Source organism: Pseudomonas sp. zfem005 (assembly GCF_032621735.1).
In the GTDB taxonomy this organism is placed as follows: domain Bacteria; phylum Pseudomonadota; class Gammaproteobacteria; order Pseudomonadales; family Pseudomonadaceae; genus Metapseudomonas; species Metapseudomonas solani.
The window spans coordinates 312186-331344 of the sequence record NZ_JAVYJE010000004.1 but is presented as its reverse complement, the minus strand read 5'-3'; the positions used below and the strand labels follow the sequence as shown (position 1 = coordinate 331344).

Sequence of the window (19159 nt, the reverse complement as noted above, 5' to 3'; positions counted from 1 at the left end):
TAACCCATGGATGCACAGGCAGCAGCACGGCTCGGTGATGAGATAGCCCACGGTTTCGGCGTGGCGGCCATGGTTGCCGGCGCGGTGGCGGGTGCGCTGATCGGTGCAGCGGTGATCGCCGCCACGGCGGCCACCGGCGGCGTGGCCCTGGCGGTGATGGCCGGCTCCATCGCTGCGGGCGGCCTGTCGATGTTCCAGATCCTCAAGGGCCTGAACACCATTTTCAACCTTCCCGAACCCACCACGGGGGTGTTGATACGGGGCAGCCCGAACGTCTTCATCAACATCCGCGCCGCCATGCGCGCCGGGGACGATGCTTCGTCCTCCTGCAGCGGCTTGCCCTGCAACCACCCCATCTGGCCCTTCGAGGTGACCATCGCCGAGGGCAGCGCCACCGTTTACATCAACGGCAAGCCGGCGGCGCGCATCACCAGCAAGATGGTCTGTGGCGCTCACATCAAGAGCGGCAGCGAGAACACCTTCATCGGCGGCCCCACCGAGCGGGTCGCCTTCGTGCTGGATATCGAAGGCTGGATGCACAGCGGCCTCGAAGCCCTGGGCTTGGCTGCCCTGGGTGTCGGCCTGGTGGTGGCGGCCATGGCCGGCCTGGCCGCCCTGGCGGCCACCGTGCTGATCGGCGGTGCCATCTATGGCGGCATGGAGCTGCTGGGTGACCTGGGCGACCGCCTCGGCCCCGGCTACCGCGACCTGCTGCAGGGCGTGGCCGGCATGGCCATGCTCGGCCTGGGGCCGAAGATGGCGCGCCTGGGCAAGCCGACTCCGACCACGCGTACGCCCGCCTACAAGGCCGGCGTCACCGAGGCGGACATCATGGGCATTCCCAAGGGCTCGCGGCCGCCACCGGGCGACTATCTCGAGCAGCCCTACATCGACAAGCACCTGAAGACCTTCAAGGACGAAGGCGGCGCCTTCCTGTTCACGGCGGACGATATCGCCAACCCGAAATACGCCGCGTTCAACCCCAACAAGTTCGTCATGGCCGACTCCGACCTGTCCTCGGTGGTGGCCCAGTACAAGAAGACCGGCGATGTCTCCGTGCTGGAGTCGGCGCTCGGCTATGATCCCGGCTCCCTGGCGGGCAAGGAGATCTACATGCTCAAGGTGGAGAACCCCAAGGTGCTGATGCCCACCGGCAACGAAGGCGGGGTGAACTCCCTCTGGCGCCCCGGCGGCCTGACGCACCCGGGTGGCATGCGCGAAGCGGTGCTGGATAATGTCGCCATCAGCCACGGAAACGACATCAACGTACTGAAGTCGGCCCACGACGTCGTGAGAATCCAATGAATCAGAAACTGGACAACGTCCTGCTCCTCGCCCTCGCCAACGATGAACTGGACCGCTTCCTGGTGGGCGAGCCGTTCTACTTCCTCGAAGCGCGCAGCGACAACGACGAACCGCAGAACGTGGTGGCCGCCTTCGACCAGCTGGTGGTGCCGTACTGGCGTGAAACCCGCGACCCGGCGTTCCCCCAGCGCTTCGTCGCGGCACTGCTGAAGATCCTGGCCACCTACCCGGACCGCAACCGCGCCATCTACCTGGCCCACGACTGGGTCTGGTACTACCGCTTCTGCCTGGCGAAGAAACGTGCCCAGCCCGAAGGGCCCTATGGCGAGCTGTTCGAGGTGGACATGAACGGCGTGGCGATAGCCCTGCAACGCCAGCTGGAAGCCAACAAGGCCGCCCTGCAGGCCGACACCCGCTGGGCCGGCGCCGCCTGGAACAGCCCCGACGGCATGTGGACCCCGCTGCTGCGCACCGCCGTGACCGTGCGCGACAAGCTCGGCGGCCCGGACTTCGTGCCGGCCAACGCCTGAGGGGCAACGCCGTTGCCCTTGGGCGAATGAATTCGCCCCTACACCATCCCCAACCCAGGCGCCGTGCCGTCGCCCGCCTCGTGGGAGCGAATTCATTCGCGATGGAATACCCGGCGACTCGCCGCCCTGTACCGGCTGCTAGTCTTTCGCGGCTGAAGCCGCTCCCACAAGGAGAGCCCGCCGCAAGACCGGACAGGGCGGTGTTGGGCCTCGCTGCGCTCGGCGCCAACCTACGGCACCGCGCCCAACCCGAACCACGGTGCCAACCGGTGTGTAGGGTGGATGGCGCTTTTTTCATCCACCAGCGGAGTGGCCGGCGAACACGCAAGGTGGAGCGATGGCGCGGGGTCCACCCTACGCGGCGGAGGCATGGGTGATCGGCCGGGCGATCAGGCCTTGGGCGGGGGGAACAGCGCCTTGACCATGGCGTCGATGGTGCCCTTGATGCCCTTGCCCTTGTTCGGCACTTCGCTGGCGACCCCGGAGTTGAGGTCGAGGCGGCTGCCGGTGTCGATGGCGGTGTTGCCGCTGGTGTAGAGGTTGAAGGCGGTGCCGGAGATGTTGATCTCGCCGCTGGCGTTGAACTCCAGCACGCTCTTGCCGCACACCAGGCGGATCTGCGCGCCGGCTTCGATCAGGTACTGGGTGCTCACGCTGTCGGTCTTGGCGCCGCCCACCATCAGGGTGTCGTTGCGCTTCACCGCGCGGGTGCGGTCCTGGCCGATGCGCGCCAGCTCGTCGTTGTCCACGCTCTTGGTGCGGTTGTGGCCGACCCAGTGGGATTCGTCGTGCTCGACGGCGATGTCCTGGTTGCGTTCCGCGTGGATGTACAGCTGCTCGGCGCCCTTCTTGTCCTCCATGCGGATTTCGTTGAAGTTCGCCGGCGTGCCGCCCTTGCTGGAGCGGCTCTTGGTGCCGCTCTGGGTGGCGTTGGCGGGCAGCTCGTAGGGCACCGTCTGCTCGGCGTTGTACACGCGGCCGGTGATGATCGGCCGGTCGGGGTCGCCTTCGAGGAAGCCGACTATCACCTCCTGGCCGATGCGCGGGATCTGCACCGAGCCCCAGTTCTTGCCGGCCCAGGCCTGGGACACGCGTATCCAGCAGGAGCTGTTCTCGTTGGACTGGTCGTGGCGGTCCCAGTAGAAATGCACCTTCACCCGGCCGTACTGGTCGGTCCAGATTTCCTCGCCTTTCGGGCCGACGACCATGGCCGTCTGCGGGCCCTGGACGATGGGCTTGATGGTGGTGGGCATGGGGCGGAAGGGCTGGCGCGCCTCGATGCAGTCCAGCGAGCTGTCGAACTGCAGCGGGCCGCCCGAGGCGCCGCTTTCATAGCTTTCCTGGCTGACCGAATAGCGCGCGCCGACGATCAGGTATTCGCGGTTCTGGTCGGCACGGGGGTAGCCGCTCATCTTGAACAGGTGCCCCGAGCCCAGGCCGCGGGCGTTGGTGCGCAACTGCACGCGCTCGAACTGGGTCTGGATGGCTTCGATGCGGTTGCGCGCGTACTGCTCGCCGTCCTGGCTCTGGGTGTATTCGCCCGGGTAGTCGTACAGCGGGTGCTCGGCGTTGCTGTGGGCGCGGCTGACGGTGGAGCGCACCTGCAGGTGGGCGCTGGGGCGCTGGAAGTCGTAGTCGTTGAGGGACAGCGAACCCGGCTGCACCTCGCGCGCCAGGTACCAGTCATAGACGTGGTCGCGTTCGCGCATCTGGTCCGCCAGCGGGTAGAAGGGCACCGTGGCGTAGCCGGCCACCGGCGCATGGGCACCGTAGGCATCGGAGAGCACCAGCACATGGCGCGCCTGCTCGTGGCGGAAGTAGTAGTAGATGCCTTCCTGTTCCATCAGCCGGCTGACGAACTCGAAGCTGGTCTCGCGGTACTGAACGCAGTATTCCCACTCGGTGTAGGGGCGGGTGAGGGCGTCTTCGAAGTCGGAGAAGCCGAGGTCGCGGAACACCTGCTTGATGATGTCCGGCACCGTCTTGTTCTGGAAAATGCGGCAGTCGGAGGTGCGCGACAGCAACCAGAACCACGGCCGCAGGCTCACCTGGTAGGCGGCGAACTGGCCGGTGCCGGCGGCCTGGCTGCAGCGGCAGGCGATGCCGTGGAAGTAGCGCTGGCTGCCGTCGGGCAGCTCCAGGGAAACGCCCATGGGCTTGCCCAGCAGGGCGTCGAGCTGGATCGAGTGATCCTCGGAGATCAGGCTCAGTTCATAGTCGAACAGCCGCCCCAGTTCCTCATGGCCGTCGAGCCGGTCCAGCAGCAATGCATCGCCGCCCAGCGGGCTGCTGACCTTGGCCATGCGTGCCCGTTGCGTAATCGCCATCCCACTACTTCCTTAGCGCTGCGCGCGTCACTGCCGGGTTCCGACGCGCCGGAACCGTTTATATCAGGCGGCGCACTCCAGGGCGGAGTGCGCCGCGTCGCTTCAATCGAAGCTGTAGGTGAACTCGCCGTTCTCGGCGCCCACCACCACCTTCTCGACCTTGCGGCCTTCCAGCATGCGGCCGAGGAACTCGCGGGAGAGGTCCGGCAGCATGCTGTTGGTGAGGATGGCGTCGATCTGGCGACCGCCGCTCTCGGTTTCGGTGCAGCGCGAAACCACCAGGTCCACCACCTTGTCGTCGAAGTCGAAGGGCACCTTGTGCGAGCCCTCCACGCGCTTCTTGATGCGGCCCAGCTGCAGGCGGGTGATGCTCTTCAGCATCTCGTCGGTCAGCGGGTAGTAGGGGATGGTCACCAGGCGGCCGAGCAGGGCCGGCGGGAAGATCTTCAGCAGCGGCTCACGCAGCGACTTGGCGATGCCTTCGGGTTCGGGCATCAGCTCGGGGTCGTTGCACAGGCTGGCGATCAGGTCGGTGCCGGCGTTGGTGGTGAGCAGGATCAGGGTGTTCTTGAAGTCGATCACCCGGCCTTCGCCGTCTTCCATCACGCCCTTGTCGAACACCTGGAAGAAGATCTCGTGCACGTCCGGGTGGGCTTTTTCCACCTCGTCCAGCAGCACCACGCTGTAGGGCTTGCGCCGTACCGCCTCGGTGAGCACGCCGCCTTCGCCGTAGCCGATGTAGCCGGGCGGGGCACCCTTGAGGGTGGAGACGGTATGGGCTTCCTGGAACTCGCTCATGTTGATGGTGATGACGTTCTGCTCACCGCCGTACATGGCTTCGGCCAGTGCCAGCGCGGTTTCGGTCTTGCCCACGCCCGAGGTGCCGGCGAGCATGAACACGCCGATGGGCTTGCTGGGGTTGTCGAGCCCTGCGCGGGAGGTCTGGATGCGCTTGGCGATCATCTCCAGGGCGTGGTCCTGGCCGATGATGCGCTTCTTCAGGTGGGTGCCCAGGTTGAGCACGGTCTCGATCTCGTTGCGGGCCATGCGGCCCACCGGGATGCCGGTCCAGTCGGCCACCACCGAGGCCACGGCCTGGTAGTCCACGGTCGGCAGGATCAGCGGGTTCTCGCCCTGCAGCGTGCTCAGGCGCTGTTGCAGGTCGGCCAGCTTGGCGCGCAGGCCATTGAGCTCGTCTTCGCTCAGGCTCGGCGCATCGGCGCCACCTTCGCGGCTGGTGCCGTCCACCGGTTCGGCGGCGGCGCGCAGGCTGGCGCGGGTGGCCAGCAGCTCGTCCACCAGGGCCTTCTCTTCGTTCCAGCGGGCTTCCAGCTCGGCCAGGCGGCCGCGCTCTTCCACCAGCGCGTTGTCGACGTCGGTGCGACGGCTGCCGATGGCGACGCCGATGGCGTGCTCGCGGCCGATGATGGCCAGCTCGGTTTCCAGGGCCTCGATGCGACGGCGGCTGTCGTCCACCTCGGCCGGCACGGCGTGCAGGCTGATGGCGACGCGGGCGCAGGCGGTGTCCAGCAGGCTCACCGACTTGTCCGGCAGCTGGCGTGCGGGGATGTAGCGGTGGGACAGCTTGACCGCCGCCTCCAGCGCTTCGTCGAGGATCTGCACCTGGTGGTGCTTCTCCATGGTCGAGGCGACGCCGCGCATCATCAGGATGGCGCGGTGCTCGGACGGCTCGTCCACCTGCACCACCTGGAAGCGGCGGGTGAGGGCGGGGTCCTTCTCGATGTGTTTCTTGTACTCGGCCCAGGTGGTGGCCGCGACGGTGCGCAGGGTGCCGCGCGCCAGGGCCGGCTTGAGCAGGTTGGCCGCGTCGCCGGTGCCGGCGGCGCCACCGGCACCCACCAGGGTGTGGGCTTCGTCGATGAACAGGATGATCGGCTTGGGCGAGCTTTGTACGTCTTCGATCACCTGGCGCAGGCGCTGTTCGAACTCGCCCTTCATGCTGGCGCCGGCCTGCAGCAGGCCCACGTCCAGGGCGCGCAGTTCGACGTCCTTCAGCGAGGGCGGCACGTCGCCGGCGACGATGCGCAGGGCGAAGCCTTCCACCACGGCGGTTTTGCCCACGCCGGCCTCGCCGGTGAGGATCGGGTTGTTCTGGCGGCGACGCATGAGGATGTCCACCAGTTGGCGGATCTCGTCGTCACGGCCGACGATGGGGTCCAGCTTGCCGCTGCGGGCCTGCTCGGTGAGGTCGACGGTGAAACGCTTCAGCGCTTCCTGCTTGCCCATGGCGGAAGGGGCCATGGCACCGCTGGCTTCGCCCGGGGCAGCGCCGGCGTTGAAGCCGTCGGTGGCGGTCAGGGCGTTTTCCGGGGAGCTGCCGACGATCTCGTCGAAGCGCTCGATCAGGGTTTCCACCTTGATCTTGTCGAACTCGCGGGAAATGGAGGTCAGCGCGTGGCGCAGGCTCGGCGTCTTGAGGATGCCCACCACCAGGTAGGCGGTGCGCACCTGGCTTTCACCGAACATCAGGCTGCCGTAGACCCAGCCGCGCTCCACCGCTTCCTCGACGTGGGAGGACAGGTCGGTGATCGAGGTCGAGCCACGGGGCAGGCGATCCAGCGCCTCGGTGATGTCCTTGGCCAGGCGCCCGGGTTCGATGTTGAACTGGCGGATGATCTGGTGCAGGTCGGAATCCTGCAGCTGCAGGACCTGGTGGAACCAGTGCACCAGTTCGACATAGGGGGTGCCACGCAGCTTGCAGAACACCGTGGCCGCTTCGATCGCCTTGTAGGCGAGGCTGTTCAGCTTTCCGAACAGCTTGGCACGACTGATTTCGCTCATCTTGCTCTCCTTTTCCTGACGGCACGCTTGCTGTGATGGCCGTGTGGTTGGTCCTGTCTGAAGCACTCCATGCGCTTCGTGTTTTTTCTATCGGCGGGTCGCGGTGGCGTGCACTCAGGCGCGCGCCTCCGCACCGTGGTTCAGGTGGCTCACCGCCAGCAGCAGGTCGTCGGCGTCGCCTTCGGGCTTGCCCAGCCAGGTGTTAAAGCCCAGCCGGTCGCCGCCGCCCAGGGTCATGGGCGGCACTTCGTCACGTTCCAGCACCAGGTTGCTGTCCCAGTCCAGCTCCTCGCCCAGGTATTCGGCGACCCAGGCGGCCAGTTCATGGAACAGCTCGCCACCGGGGAGGAAGCGCTGGTACTGCGAGAGGCCCAGCGGGCCGATGCGGATGCGGAACTTGTGCTGGCGGTCCCACACGTGGGTGCCCAGGCACAGGTCGACGCCCAGGGTGCTGGCCTGGGCGCCCAGGCGGCTGTATTCGGGGAGTTCCAGCCATTGGCCGACGTACTCCTCGATGGCCACGGGCACGCCGAAGAACTCCGCGAGTATGGTGCGCAGGCCGTCCGGGTAGCGGGTCTGTGCCGCCAGGTGGCCGGTGAAGTAATAGCGCGCGGCGTCGTCGATCGGGCCCTGGCCCATCAGGCTCTGCATGCCGCGGCCGGAGAGGGCGCCGAGGCGCGGCGACCAGTAGTCGTCGCCGGGGCGGTCCTGGCTCACGGTCGGCCGGGCTTCGGCCCAGGCGCGGTAGAACAGGGTCAGCAGGCGGTGGTTGAAGACGTCGAGGAAGCGCTTGAAGGTGGCGTCGGCGTTGTTGCGCTGGCGTTCACGGGCGTATTCGGTCAGGTGCAGCGGCAGCGGGCCGTTGGGGCCGGTGAGGCCGAAGAAGTACTGCTCGATGCGCGGCGTGCCATCGGGGTTGTGCTCGACGCTGGCCAGGGTCGAGGGGGCGAAGCCGCAATCGGGTTTCTGCCCCAGGCGCAGCGGGTCGTCGGCCAGGCGCACGGAATGCCCCAGGCGCGGGCGCTCGGGGAATTCGCACTCGATGCGGCGCAGCGCCTGGAAGAAATCGTAGTTCCAGGGCGCGGTCTCCATGGCCGCGAGGGTGTTCACAGATTCGGACGGCGTCCGGGCTTCGCCCGCCATCGCATCACCTCGCCCCGTTCAGTGGTCCGCATCACCGTTTCGGTGAAGCTGTTGATTGACACGTAACGTGTCAGGAAACGTTCCAGCACCGCGCCCAGGAGGAAGACCCCGGTGCCGCGGAAGGCGTTCTCGTCGAACTCCAGGCCGATCTCCAGGCCGCGGCCGAAGACGATGGGCCCCGGCATCGGCAGGCGCCGCGTGCAGGGTTTGCTGGTGACCTGGCGCAGGCCTTCGATCTGCATCTGCAGCGCCGAGTCGGTGGGGTCGCCATACAGGCGCAGCAGTTCGCGCAGGGCAGCGGCGCCCTGGCCTTCCTGGCTCAGCGACAGGTAGTTGAGCGACAGCTGGCTGATCAGGCGCCAGGCGCTGGCGTCATGGGCACGGCTCACGCGCGGCCGGCTCGGCCCGGCCAGGCAGCGCACGGACACCACCGGGGCGCTGTCTTCCAGGGTGAAATCGCTGCGGCCGTTGCCCACCGGCATGAACAGCGGCAGGTCGCGGTTGGTGCACAGCGCGCCGATGCCCAGCTGGCGCAGGTCGTGGCGGTAGGGCGCCTGGTTGGCGTCCACCAGGGAAACGAAGGTCTCGCTGCCGATGTAGGTGGAGCGCGGGCCCTTGCGGCGCTGCTTGCTGGAGAGCACGCGGGGCTCGCGGCGCACCGTGTACCAGGCCTGCTCGCGGCCATAGCGGGACGGGTCGCGCACGGCATAGAAGGGCTGGAAGGGCTGCTCGGGGCCGGCACCATGGCCGCTGACCTCGGTGAGCGAGTGCACCTCGAAATCCAGCGGGCGGGTGCGGTCGACGATCACCTGGTGCTCGTGCACGCGGTCGCTCAGGTGGATGCGGTCGGCGCGCCGGGGGAACAGGTTCACCGCCGGGGTGCAGAACAGCTTGAACTGCTCGGTGCCGATGCTGCCTTCCAGGCTCTGGTCGATGCGGTTGAACAGCACGATGACGTCCAGCTCCTGGCCGGCGCAGCGCTGCACCGGGCGGCGCAGGTTGGCCACGTCGATGAACAGGAAGCGGTTGGGCAGGGCGAAGTATTCCTGCAGCAGGCGGTAGCCCTGGAAGGCACGGGGCACCACCGGCAGCACCGCGTCCTCGTCGTCGAAGCCGCGCGGGCGCAGGCTTTCCGGCGGCAGGCGCTCGACCCAGTCGCCACCGGGGGCCTGGACGAACACCGCGCAGGCATTGCCCAGCAGTTGCTCGTAGAGGCGGAAGGGTTGTTCGTCAGCGCCGTGCAGGTAGAAAGACAGGCTTTCCAGGGGTAGGGCGCTGAAGGGCAGCCCGGCACCGGTGCGCAGGCGCAGGCGCAAGGCGGCCTTGGCGCTGGGCTCGGAGGCGGCGAGGCGGCCGAGCACCGAGGCGGGGTTGCCGAAGTATTCGACCTTGGCCACTTCCAGCGGCCACAGGGTCACCGGCTGGGAGGTGCGGTACTCGCAGGCGGTCTGTTCGTCGGTGCCCAGCAGGCCGCGCAGGGAGGCATTGCGCTCCACGGTGAAGCCGCTGGCCAGGGAGCCTTCGTTGGGATCGGCCTGCAGCTGCACCACGGTCATCGACGGGGTCGGCGCCAGGTAGTGCGGGTAGGCGATCTCCAGCAGGTTGTGGGTAAAGGTCGGGTACTCGGCGTCGAGCTTCAGCTGCACCCGCGCGGTGAGGTAGGCGAAGCCTTCCAGCAGGCGCTCGACATAGGGGTCGGCGCAGTCGATGCCGGAGAGGGTCAGGCGGCTGGCGATCTTCGGGTACTCGCCGGCGAATTCCGCCGCGCTTTCGCGGATGTGCTGCAGCTCCTGGTTGTAGTACTCGAGCATGCGCGGGTTCATTTGTTGCGCTTCCGCAGGTGGTCGGCGGGGACGATCTGCACGTGGCCGGTCTCCAGGTCCAGGTCGGTGGTGAGGAGCATGCGCAGGGGCACGGGTTCGGCCCACAGGTCGCCTTCGATCTCGAAGGACAGGGCGTTGTGGTTCATCTGGTCGGCTGCCAGTTGGGCGCGCACGCGCAAGGTGGATCGAATGATGCGCGGCTCGTAGTCGGCGATGGTCTCGGTGAGCAGGGCCTCGATGGCCTGCACATCGACGCTGGAGGCGGTGTGCCCGGCCAGCGGCGGCAGGCCGTAGTTGACCACCGAGTTGCCGGCCTGGATCTCGCTGGAGGTCTCGCTGTCCAGCGGCGCGATGGTGTTGAACAGCCAAGCCAGGTCGCGCAGGACGGACGCCTTGAGCTGGGTCAGGGAGAGCACGCGCTTGTCGACGCTCTCCTTGGCGTTGCTCGGGTCTTCGTCGGTCAACCGGTCCAGAAGGGAGGGTTGCAGACGTTCCTGCAGCGTCAGCTCGGCCATGCTCAGGCCTCCGGCTGCCCGAAGGCGAGGGTGCGCAGCTCGAACAGCGCGGTGTCGCCCTGGTCGGTGACGAACAGGCGCTGGCCGATGGGGCGGCCGTCGTCGAGGAAGTCGGTCTTGCGGCTCAGGCGGATGGCGCCGTCGGCGTCGTCCTGGCTGCCCGGGTAGCGGCTGGGGATCAGGCCCACGGTGGCGCCACCGTTGACCAGGGTGACTTCCACCGGCAGCCACACCAGGTCGCGCAGGTCGGTGGGGGCCTCGGTCACCAGGCTCTGGATGTTGTGCATCGGCAGCCACACGTAGCGGCCGTTGACGATGAGTTCGAGCACCGGGCCCAGGCGCGGGTCGGCGTCGGCGAACCATTCGAAGGGCTGGTCGTTGAGGGTGCCGGCGACGGCGGGGGCGGCTTCGAAGGCCTGGTCGCGCAGGGCCTGGGCGGCTTCGTGCTGGCCTTCGGCGTCATGCTTGAGGGCCTGGATCAGCGGCGCCACCCATTCGGCGGGCTCGCCCAGCACCACGGGGGTGAGGCGGCCGGCGAACACTTCGGCGCGCAGGGCTTCGCATTCCAGGGCGGTGCGGTAGGTCTGCACCATGGCCAGGGTGCTGGCATCCAGCTCGCCGGCGACTTTCAGCTGGTTCTGCGCGCGGCTCCATTGGCCGAGCACCGCCAGCAGCTGGAACAGGAACACCCGCAGCTCGGCGTTGGAAGGTTGGGCACGCACCTGGTCCTGCAAGGACTTCAGGGCTTCGTCGGCGCGTCCTGCGCGCAGTAGTTCTTCGGCGGTCATGGTCGTCCTGCCTGCAGCCGGGCTGCGCGAAGGGAATGGGGGATGTGGCTCGAGGTGGCGCTCTCCACTGCGGCCTGGGGCAGGCGGCAGTGGGCAGCGTCACGAAGGTCGACCGGCGGAGGGGAGGCCGCTGCGTGGGAATCGGGCAAGGGTCTGGCCATGGTCGGTCCGGGGGAGGGTGGCTTGAAACGCATCCGGGCCCGCTTGCGCAGGCCCGGATGAGAGAGCATCAGATCTTGACGTTCTCGCGGATGTTCCAGCCGTATTTGACCGGGCCGCCATCTTTGGCGCCGTCGGCTTTCTGCGGCTGGTAGTCGACCTTCACCTGGGCGAAGTTCAGGCTGATGTTTTCGGTCAGGCGATCCTCACCACCGCTACCGCCGGTGCTCACGGAGGAGATCAGCACTTCGCTCATGGTGATGATCAGGTACTCGACCGGCGACTCGCCGCCCGCCTTGCGGATGGTCAGCTTGGCTTCCGGGTAATGCTTACCGCTGGAGCAGGCCATCATCAGGTTGGGGCTGGACTTGTCGACGTACTTGGTCAGCGACAGGTCCTGCACGCTTACCTTGCCGGCGCCGCCGCCACCACCCTGGTGCATGTTGCCGGATTGGGACATGCCCCAGCTCCAGGCCAGCACGTCGATTTCCTTGCCGTGGCTCTTGTCGGCGGACTCGCCTTCGACGTCGCCGATCTTGATGAACATATCTACAGCCATCATTCCTCCTTCGTGGCTTTCGCCACTTTGTCAGAGACGCCCGCCACCTGGCGGGCGCTTAAAGTGACGCGCCTCAGGCCCCCTTGGCCGAAGGCAGCTTGGATACCAGGCGCAGCGACACGGTCAGCCCTTCGAGCTGGTAGTGCGGACGCAGGTAGAACTTCGAGCTGTAATAGCCCGGGTTGCCCTCGATCTCCTCGACCACCACTTCAGCGGCTGCCAGCGGGTGCTGCGCCTTGGTGGTTTCGGTGGAGTGAGCGGGATCGCCATCGACGTAGTTGAGGATCCAGTCCTGCAGCCAGCGCTGCATGTCGTCCTTCTCCTTGAACGAGCCGATCTTGTCGCGAACGATGCACTTGAGGTAGTGCGCGAAGCGGCAGGTGGCGAACAGGTACGGCAGGCGCGCCGCCAGGTTGGCGTTGGCGGTGGCGTCCGGGTCGTCGTATTCGGCCGGCTTCTGCAGGGACTGGGCGCCGATGAAGGCCGCCAGGTCGGTGTTCTTCTTGTGCAGCAGCGGCATGAAACCGTTCTTCGCCAGCTCGGCCTCGCGGCGGTCGGAGATGGCGATCTCGGTCGGGCACTTCATGTCCACGCCACCGTCGTCGGTGGGGAAGGTGTGCGCCGGCAGGTTCGGCACTTCACCACCGGACTCCACGCCACGGATGCGCGAGCACCAGCCGTAGAGCTTGAACGAACGGTTGATGTTCACCGCCATGGCGTAGGCCGAGTTGGCCCAGGTGTACTTGGCGCTGTCGGCGCCGGCGGTGTCTTCCTCGAAGGCGAACTCTTCCACCGGGTCGGTCTTGGCACCGTAGGGTTGGCGGGCCAGGAAGCGCGGCATGGTCAGGCCGATGTAGCGCGCGTCGTCGGACTCGCGCAGCGAGCGCCAGCCGGCGTATTCCGGGGTGGTGAAGATCTTGGTCAGGTCACGCGGGTTGGACAGCTCCTGCCAGGAACCCATGCCCATCACGGTGGGGGAGGCGGCGGAGATGAACGGCGCGTGCATGGCGGCGGAGACCTTGGCGATCTCGCCCAGCAGCTCCACGTCCGGCGGCGACTGGTCGAAGTAGTAGTCGCCCAGCAGGCAGCCGTAGGGCTCGCCACCGAACTGGCCGTATTCCTCTTCGTAGAGCTTCTTGAAGATCGGGCTCTGGTCCCAGGCGGTGCCTTTGAATTTCTTCAGGGTCTTGTGCAGCTCGCCCTTGGAAATGTTCAGCACGCGGATCTTCAGCTGCTCGTCGGTCTCGGTGTTGTTCACCAGGTAATGCAGGCCACGCCAGGCGCTTTCCAGTTGCTGGAAATCCGGGTGGTGCATGATCAGGTTGACCTGCTCGGTGAGCTTGGCGTCGATCGCAGCGATGATCGATTCGATCGACTTGATCGCATCGTTGGAGATCAGGCTGGTCTGTGCCAGGGCATGCTCGGCGAGGGTGCGCACGGCGGTTTCCACCGCTTCGCGGGCACGCTCGGTCTTGGGTTTGAATTCCTGCAGCAGCAGCGAGGCGAACTCGCTGGTCTGCTCGGTCGCTTCGCCGCCCTGGGGCGCAGCGTCGGTCATCAATTCGGCCATCTGGGTGTCCTCTTAAGCTTGCGGCTCGTTGTCTTGCGGCTTCGGCGCGCTGGCCAGGGCCTGCAGCAGGGCCGGGTCCTTGATCGCTTTCATGATCAGCTCTTCAGCGCCGGTCTTGCCGTCCATGTAGGTCAGCAGGTTGGCGAGCTGGGTGCGGGCTTCGAGCAGCTGGTTCAGCGAGTCGACCTTGCGCGCCACGGCGGCGGGGCTGAAGTCGTCCATGCTCTCGAAGGTGATGTCCAGGGAAAGGTTGCCGTCGCCGGTCAGGGCGTTGGGCACGTTGAAGGCGACGCGCGGCTTCATGGCCTTGAGGCGCGAGTCGAAGTTGTCGACGTCGATCTCCAGGAACTTGCGGTCCGCGACGGCGGCCAGGGGTTCGGCCGGTTTGCCGGCGAGGTCGGCCATGACGCCCATGACGAAGGGCAACTGCACCTTCTTCTCGGCGCCGTAGAGTTCCACGTCGTACTCGATCTGGACGCGGGGCGCGCGGTTGCGTGCGATGAATTTCTGACTGCTGGTGCTACCCATGGTGCTCCTCCTTCGCTGCCTGTGCGGCTGTATTGGCGTCATCGGCAGCTAGCCGGTAACGGTTGCGTGAACCCGCTTCGAACGTGCCCTGCACTATTCGGACTCGGGGCCCCGCAAATTCTCGAACTGGGACATCCCATCCGGGATCAGGTTGCGCACGATCGCCGCGAAATCGGCCGTGACCAGGGTCTTCGCACGCTTGAGCAGGATCGGCACCGGGCTCGATGGCTCCTGGCGCGCGTAGTACTCGAGGATGCGATCCAGGGTCTTGAGCACGTCGTCGCGGTTGGTCACCTCGCCGGAGATGCGCGGCGTGGCGCGGGCGCTCGGTGCGCTGCTGGTGCTGCCGGCGCCGCTGGCGGTGTCGTCACCGGCCGCCGGCTCGTCGGCTACGGCGTCGTCGCCGGGGGCCTGGTCCTTGTGGATCTGCAGGGCGTGGCGCAGCAACTGCTTGAGGGCGCCGAGGTCGGCGCTCTGGGCCGAGCCCACGCGATCGGAAAGGGTCGACTCGATGGTGGCCAGCGCGGACTGGGCATCGGTCAGGGCGTTGCGGGTGCTGGCGAGCAGCGCTTCATCGCTGTCGCGGAAGGCGCCCTGCAACTGCTCGGGGGTCAGCGTTTCACTGGGGAAGCGCTGCAGGTCGAGGGCGTTGAGGGCGGCACGCAGGCTCACCGAGCCAAAGGCCCGCGAGCTGGTCAGGCTGCTTTCGCGCAGCAGCTGGATCACCGGTTCCGCCGCAAGCCCGGTGAGGGCGTTGATGCGGAAGGTGGGGTCGTTGTCATCGTCGGCGTCGAGCTGCGGGTACAGGCCGTCCCAGTATTGGGTCAGCAGCTCGCGCACCAGGATCAGGCCCTGGGCGAGACCCGGCAGCCCTTCGAGGGCGAGGGTGCTCTGCAGGAAATAGTTGGCGATGCGCAGGTCTTTGCTGCGTTGCAGCAGCTCACTGGACAGCTCACGGACATCACGCCAGACAGGGGGCTCGGCGGGGAGTACGGAGTCGCCCATCTGGCGCTCGGGTTGCCCTTGGGCAATACGTTCCAGTTCGAGATACGCAGCGTCGTATTCGAGGTCGTCGCCGCAAGGCGAATCAGCGGAAACAGGGGATAGCAAACGCGACACATCCACCACGGTGGGTGTTCTCCTTGTCAGGCCTCAGAGGTAAAGGCGAGCAGTATTCAGAGTGAACGTACGGCCTGATCACAGTCCTTTGGATCAACGTTCCGATGACGCCAATTTCATGGCTTCACCCGCTGCAACTCTTTTCCATTCTTGGGGTCGTATTTCGCCCTTGTCAAGACAATCCCAGAGCACAAACGACAGATGTGCACCAGTCCACGCTAGCCTCTTTCAGCTGTCATTTTTGTCTTTTTTCGATCTAAGATATTTCGGCTAAAGCCATGCATATTTTCCGTTCGTCTATACGATGGGTGTATGGCCAAGGGCCACGTGCAGAACAGGGACCGGATCGAAGTTGCACGGCATCGAAGGGACTCGGTGCTCGCGTCCACAGTGAGAAGTGCAAGGAGTCGCAATGCCACTGCGTTTGACCATCACCAGTTATCACAAGCTGACGCCAGGACAACGTCCCGAGGTGGAGCTTGATCGTGGTGAGCTGAGGATTGGCCGCAGTGCCGATAACGATTGGGTGTTGCCCGATCCCGAGCGCCTCGTTTCCAGCCAGCATTGCACCATCCAGTTCCGCGACGGCACCTACTACCTGACCGACACCAGCACCAACGGCGTGATGCTCGCGCAGTCGGGCGTGCGCCTGCGTCGCGGTAACAGCGAGCCGCTGCTGGATGGCGAAATCCTCAAGCTCGGCGAGTACGAGATCCTCGTTCAGGTGCAGGGCATGAGCATGAACATGCAGCCCGCCAGCGCCGCGCCGATGAGCGGGGGCGGCGACCCCTTCAGCAGCTTCGATGCGCTGATGAGCCGGCAGACCTCCACGCCTTCGATTCCCGAGCCGATGGCGCCGCCGCCGGCTTCCATGGCCCATATCCAGGGTGGCGGTTCGCCGCTGGACACCAAGCCCGACCTGTTCGACTTCCTCAATCCGCCACCGGCTGCCGCACCGTCGATTCCCGATCACGTGCCCGCCGAGCGTCATGATTTCCGCCCGCCGACGCCGATCCCCAGTTTCGAGCCGACGCCAGTACCGCCCGTGAGTGCCCCTGCCGCATTCGCCGAGCCTGCAGGCGTCGCACCGGCGATCCCTGCCGACTGGGACCCCTTCGCCGACCTCGGCCTCACCAGTCCTGCGCCCCAGCACGCGCCAGCCGTTCCGGTGCCGATGCCCACGGCGGCGGCACCGCTGGAGCCGGCACCGGTAGCCGTCGAACTGCCGGCGGACTTCTTCAGCAATCCGCCGCTTGGCCACGACTCCGCCGCCACCTCGATCCCGACGCCCATTCCCGATCCGCAGCCCATCGCCCAGCAGACCATCGCGCCGATGCCACCGGCCATCCAGATGGCCCCGGCGGCGATCCCGGCGCCTGCCGTTGCCACGCCCGCACCGGTTCCGGCACCACCCGCGCTGACGCCCACTGCCCAGGCCACCCACGCCGCCGCGGTGTCCGCCCCAGCGGCCCATGCACCTGCACCGAGCGGCGACGACGGTGCGCTGATGGATGCCTTCCTGCGTGGCGCCGGCCTTGGCCAGCTGCGCATCGATCGCGCTGAAGCCGCCGCGCAGATGGAAGCCATCGGTCGCAGCTATCGTCTGATGGTGGAAGGCCTGGTGGATGTGCTGCGTGCGCGCTCCAGCCTCAAGGGCGAGTTCCGCATGGCGCAGACCATGATCCGACCGGTGGAGAACAACCCGCTCAAATTCGCCCCCAACGTCGACGAGGCCTTGCTGCTCCTGCTGCGCCACGGCAACGCCGCGTTCATGCCGCCGGACCAGGCCGTGGGCGAAAGCTTCGACGACCTCAAGGCCCACCAACTGGCAGTGATGGCCGGCGTGCAGGCGGCCATCAAGCACATTCTCAAACGCTTCGAGCCCTCGGTGCTGGAAGCGCGGCTGAACAAGCCCTCGGGGCTTTCGGCCTTGCTGCCGGGTTCCCGGCAGTCGCAATACTGGGAGCTGTTCACCGACCTCTACGCGAGCATCTCGCGGGAGGCCGAAGATGATTTCCAGGACCTTTTCGGGCGCGAATTCAGCCGCGCCTACGAGGAGCACAGCGCCAGACTTCGCGGGCATTGACCCCCGCAACCCCTTGGGTGCCAGGCAGTCGGCCCCGCGGATCAACAGCAGTCATTGAGGACGAATCGAAATGCCAAGGATTCTACTGGTAGCCGTAGTAGCGCTTCTGGGCGCATGTGCTTCCGAGCCACCGCCGCCGCCACCGCCTACCGTGGTGCAGCTGCATATCGAAGCCTCCAGCGACGTCAACCCGGGGCCGGGCGGGCAGGGCGCACCCGTGCGCGTGCGGGTGTTCGAACTGAAGAGCGCCACCGCCTTCAACCGTGCCGACTACTTCTCCCTGGTGGAGCAGTCGCAGGCCACCCTGTCCACCGACCTGGTCGCCCAGGACGAGTTGCTGGTCAAGCCCGGCGACAAGCAGATGCAGGAGCGCAAGCTGGACGACGCCACCCGCCAGTTCGGCATCGTCGTCGGCTACCGCGAGCTCGACAGCGCGGTCTGGCGTGACGTGATCACCGTGCCCCTGAACCAGACCAGCGCCTACAGCGTGAAATTCGGCGCCCACGCCATCAGCGTCTCGCCGGCTCCCATCGCCGAGCCGGCCAAATAGAAACGGAGAGTTCGTCCATGTCCTGGAACAACCGAGTGGTCTGGTCTGAGGGGATGTTCCTGCGTCCGCAGCATTTCCAGCAGCACGACCGCTACCTGGAGTCCCTGGTGGAAGGCCGCTGCCGAGCGCTGCAAGCCGGCGGCTGGGGTTTCTCCGAACTGAAGATCGACGAGGCGCTGCTCACCCAGGGCAAGCTGGCCATCGTCTCGGCCCGTGGCGTGCTGCCCGACGGCACCCCCTTCGACATCCCCGGCGACGACGTGGCCCCGGTGCCGCTGGACGTCGAGGACAGCCTGCGTGACGGCATCATCTACCTGGCCCTGCCGCTCAAACGCGCCGGTGCCCGCGACACGGTGGAAGAGGGCGAGGCCCTCGGTGGCGCGCGCTACCAGAGCGCGGTGCGCGAAGTGCGCGACGACAACGCCCCCTTCGAAAGCCGCGCCCCCGTGTCCATCGGTGGCCGCGCCCTGCGCCTGCTCACCGCCCGTGACGGCCTCGGCGAATACGCCGCCGTCGGCGTGGTGCGGGTGGTGGAAAAACGCGCCGACCGCTCCCTGGCGCTGGACGAAAGCTACATTCCGCCGCTGCTGGATGTGACCGCCTCGCAACCCCTGGCGGCCTTCCGCAGCGAACTGCTGGGCCTGTTGCACCAACGCGGCGAGGCCCTGGCCGGCCGCGTGGTCGCCTCCGGCGCCGGTGGCGCCTCGGAGATCGCCGACTTCCTCCTGCTGCAACTGGTCAACCGCGCCGAACCCCTGGTCTCGCACCTGGCCAACATCACCCCGTTGCACCCGGAATGGTTCTACCGCGAGGCGGTGAGCCTGGCCGGCGAGTTCTCCACCTTCTCCGCCAGCGGCCGTCGCCCGGCGGAATTCCCGGCCTATGAGCACGACGACCTGGCCACCACCTTCGCCCCGGTGATGCTTGCCCTGCGCCAGGCGCTGTCGATGGTCATCGACAGCCGCGCGGTGCCGATTCCGATCATCGAGAAAGCCTACGGCGTGCACGTGGCGATGCTCGCGGACAAGAGCCTGCTGGACAACTCGGCGTTCATCCTCGTGGTGCGTGCCGACGTGCCGGGCGAGTCGCTGCGTTCGCGCTTCCCGCAGCAGGCCAAGATCGGCTCCGTGGAGCACATCCGCGACCTGGTCAACCTGCAGCTGCCGGGTATCGCGCTGCTGCCGATGCCGGTGGCGCCACGGCAGATCCCGTACCACGCGGGCAGCACCTACTTCGAACTCGACCGCGGCAGCGACCACTGGAAGCAACTGGTGCATTCCGGCGGCTTCGCCTTCCACATCGCTGGCCAGTTCCCTGGCCTGAACCTGGCCTTCTGGGCCATCCGGAGTTAATTC

The 19159-nt window shown here is 66.9% G+C and carries 15 protein-coding genes; 5 read left to right on the top strand and 10 right to left on the bottom strand.

The genetic code is table 11. The annotated features are described in order from the left end of the window. The first annotated feature begins 6 nt into the window (after positions 1-6). Positions 7-1305, top strand: coding sequence for a PAAR domain-containing protein (locus tag RTW82_RS11065; RefSeq protein ID WP_021217446.1), 1299 nt, complete (start codon positions 7-9; stop codon positions 1303-1305). Continuing rightward, positions 1302-1835 carry a hypothetical protein gene (locus tag RTW82_RS11060; RefSeq protein WP_021217445.1) on the top strand — a complete coding sequence of 178 codons (534 nt, stop codon included), beginning with the start codon at positions 1302-1304 and terminating at the stop codon, positions 1833-1835. The genes RTW82_RS11065 and RTW82_RS11060 overlap by 4 nt, the downstream gene beginning before the upstream one ends. A gap of 389 nt (positions 1836-2224) precedes the next feature. Here the strand turns inward: RTW82_RS11060 and RTW82_RS11055 are convergent, their stop codons facing one another. The 10 genes from RTW82_RS11055 to tssA all read right to left on the bottom strand — a co-directional run bounded on the left by RTW82_RS11055 (position 2225) and on the right by tssA (position 15177). After that, complete coding sequence (locus RTW82_RS11055; protein ID WP_374981907.1) at positions 2225-4138, bottom strand: type VI secretion system Vgr family protein; 1914 nt, start codon at positions 4136-4138, stop codon at positions 2225-2227. 126 nt (positions 4139-4264) lie between these two features. Continuing rightward, a complete protein-coding gene (gene tssH / locus RTW82_RS11050) occupies positions 4265-6964 on the bottom strand; it encodes a type VI secretion system ATPase TssH (RefSeq protein ID WP_316925104.1) in 2700 nt (899 codons plus the stop codon). Between the two features lie 114 nt (positions 6965-7078). Continuing rightward, on the bottom strand, positions 7079-8107 hold the full coding sequence (gene tssG, locus RTW82_RS11045; RefSeq protein WP_021217512.1) for a type VI secretion system baseplate subunit TssG: 1029 nt from the start codon (positions 8105-8107) through the stop codon (positions 7079-7081). Next, positions 8071-9930: a type VI secretion system baseplate subunit TssF gene (tssF, locus tag RTW82_RS11040; RefSeq protein ID WP_031287034.1), complete on the bottom strand. Its 1860-nt coding sequence runs from the start codon at positions 9928-9930 to the stop codon at positions 8071-8073. Before tssF ends, tssG begins: the two co-directional genes overlap by 37 nt. Next, positions 9927-10445, bottom strand: coding sequence for a type VI secretion system baseplate subunit TssE (tssE, locus tag RTW82_RS11035; protein ID WP_021217510.1), 519 nt, complete (start codon positions 10443-10445; stop codon positions 9927-9929). Before tssE ends, tssF begins: the two co-directional genes overlap by 4 nt. Positions 10446-10447: 2 nt before the next feature. Continuing rightward, positions 10448-11233: a type VI secretion system accessory protein TagJ gene (locus tag RTW82_RS11030; RefSeq protein WP_021217509.1), complete on the bottom strand. Its 786-nt coding sequence runs from the start codon at positions 11231-11233 to the stop codon at positions 10448-10450. A 229-nt stretch (positions 11234-11462) separates the two neighbouring features. Further along, positions 11463-11951 carry an Hcp family type VI secretion system effector gene (locus tag RTW82_RS11025; RefSeq protein ID WP_031287032.1) on the bottom strand — a complete coding sequence of 163 codons (489 nt, stop codon included), beginning with the start codon at positions 11949-11951 and terminating at the stop codon, positions 11463-11465. Between the two features lie 73 nt (positions 11952-12024). Continuing rightward, complete coding sequence (gene tssC / locus RTW82_RS11020; RefSeq protein WP_021217507.1) at positions 12025-13521, bottom strand: type VI secretion system contractile sheath large subunit; 1497 nt, start codon at positions 13519-13521, stop codon at positions 12025-12027. A gap of 12 nt (positions 13522-13533) precedes the next feature. After that, positions 13534-14049, bottom strand: a complete 516-nt coding sequence (gene tssB, locus RTW82_RS11015; protein ID WP_021217506.1) for a type VI secretion system contractile sheath small subunit — start codon at positions 14047-14049, stop codon at positions 13534-13536. A gap of 93 nt (positions 14050-14142) precedes the next feature. Further along, positions 14143-15177, bottom strand: coding sequence for a type VI secretion system protein TssA (gene tssA, locus RTW82_RS11010; RefSeq protein WP_316925103.1), 1035 nt, complete (start codon positions 15175-15177; stop codon positions 14143-14145). 403 nt (positions 15178-15580) lie between these two features. Here tssA and tagH point away from each other — a divergent pair, with 403 nt between their 5' ends. The 3 genes from tagH to tssK all read left to right on the top strand — a co-directional run bounded on the left by tagH (position 15581) and on the right by tssK (position 19156). After that, positions 15581-17254 carry a type VI secretion system-associated FHA domain protein TagH gene (gene tagH, locus RTW82_RS11005; protein WP_316925102.1) on the top strand — a complete coding sequence of 558 codons (1674 nt, stop codon included), beginning with the start codon at positions 15581-15583 and terminating at the stop codon, positions 17252-17254. A 70-nt stretch (positions 17255-17324) separates the two neighbouring features. Further along, complete coding sequence (tssJ, locus tag RTW82_RS11000) at positions 17325-17804, top strand: type VI secretion system lipoprotein TssJ (RefSeq protein WP_031287028.1); 480 nt, start codon at positions 17325-17327, stop codon at positions 17802-17804. A 17-nt stretch (positions 17805-17821) separates the two neighbouring features. Beyond that, positions 17822-19156, top strand: coding sequence for a type VI secretion system baseplate subunit TssK (tssK, locus tag RTW82_RS10995; RefSeq protein WP_031287027.1), 1335 nt, complete (start codon positions 17822-17824; stop codon positions 19154-19156). Positions 19157-19159 lie beyond the last annotated feature (3 nt).

What these genes read in the sequence shown, in the direction of transcription:
- RTW82_RS11030 (WP_021217509.1), bottom strand. Translation starts at nt 11,233, where the DNA reads ATGACCGCCGAAGAACTACTGCGCGCAGGACGCGCCGACGAAGCCCTG.
- tssG (WP_021217512.1), bottom strand. Translation starts at nt 8,107, where the DNA reads ATGGCGGGCGAAGCCCGGACGCCGTCCGAATCTGTGAACACCCTCGCG.
- tssC (WP_021217507.1), bottom strand. Translation starts at nt 13,521, where the DNA reads ATGGCCGAATTGATGACCGACGCTGCGCCCCAGGGCGGCGAAGCGACC.
- tssH (WP_316925104.1), bottom strand. Translation starts at nt 6,964, where the DNA reads ATGAGCGAAATCAGTCGTGCCAAGCTGTTCGGAAAGCTGAACAGCCTC.
- RTW82_RS11065 (WP_021217446.1), top strand. Translation starts at nt 7, where the DNA reads ATGGATGCACAGGCAGCAGCACGGCTCGGTGATGAGATAGCCCACGGT.
- tssK (WP_031287027.1), top strand. Translation starts at nt 17,822, where the DNA reads ATGTCCTGGAACAACCGAGTGGTCTGGTCTGAGGGGATGTTCCTGCGT.
- tssF (WP_031287034.1), bottom strand. Translation starts at nt 9,930, where the DNA reads ATGAACCCGCGCATGCTCGAGTACTACAACCAGGAGCTGCAGCACATC.
- RTW82_RS11055 (WP_374981907.1), bottom strand. Translation starts at nt 4,138, where the DNA reads ATGGCCAAGGTCAGCAGCCCGCTGGGCGGCGATGCATTGCTGCTGGAC.
- tssJ (WP_031287028.1), top strand. Translation starts at nt 17,325, where the DNA reads ATGCCAAGGATTCTACTGGTAGCCGTAGTAGCGCTTCTGGGCGCATGT.
- RTW82_RS11060 (WP_021217445.1), top strand. Translation starts at nt 1,302, where the DNA reads ATGAATCAGAAACTGGACAACGTCCTGCTCCTCGCCCTCGCCAACGAT.
- tssE (WP_021217510.1), bottom strand. Translation starts at nt 10,445, where the DNA reads ATGGCCGAGCTGACGCTGCAGGAACGTCTGCAACCCTCCCTTCTGGAC.
- tagH (WP_316925102.1), top strand. Translation starts at nt 15,581, where the DNA reads ATGCCACTGCGTTTGACCATCACCAGTTATCACAAGCTGACGCCAGGA.
- RTW82_RS11025 (WP_031287032.1), bottom strand. Translation starts at nt 11,951, where the DNA reads ATGGCTGTAGATATGTTCATCAAGATCGGCGACGTCGAAGGCGAGTCC.
- tssB (WP_021217506.1), bottom strand. Translation starts at nt 14,049, where the DNA reads ATGGGTAGCACCAGCAGTCAGAAATTCATCGCACGCAACCGCGCGCCC.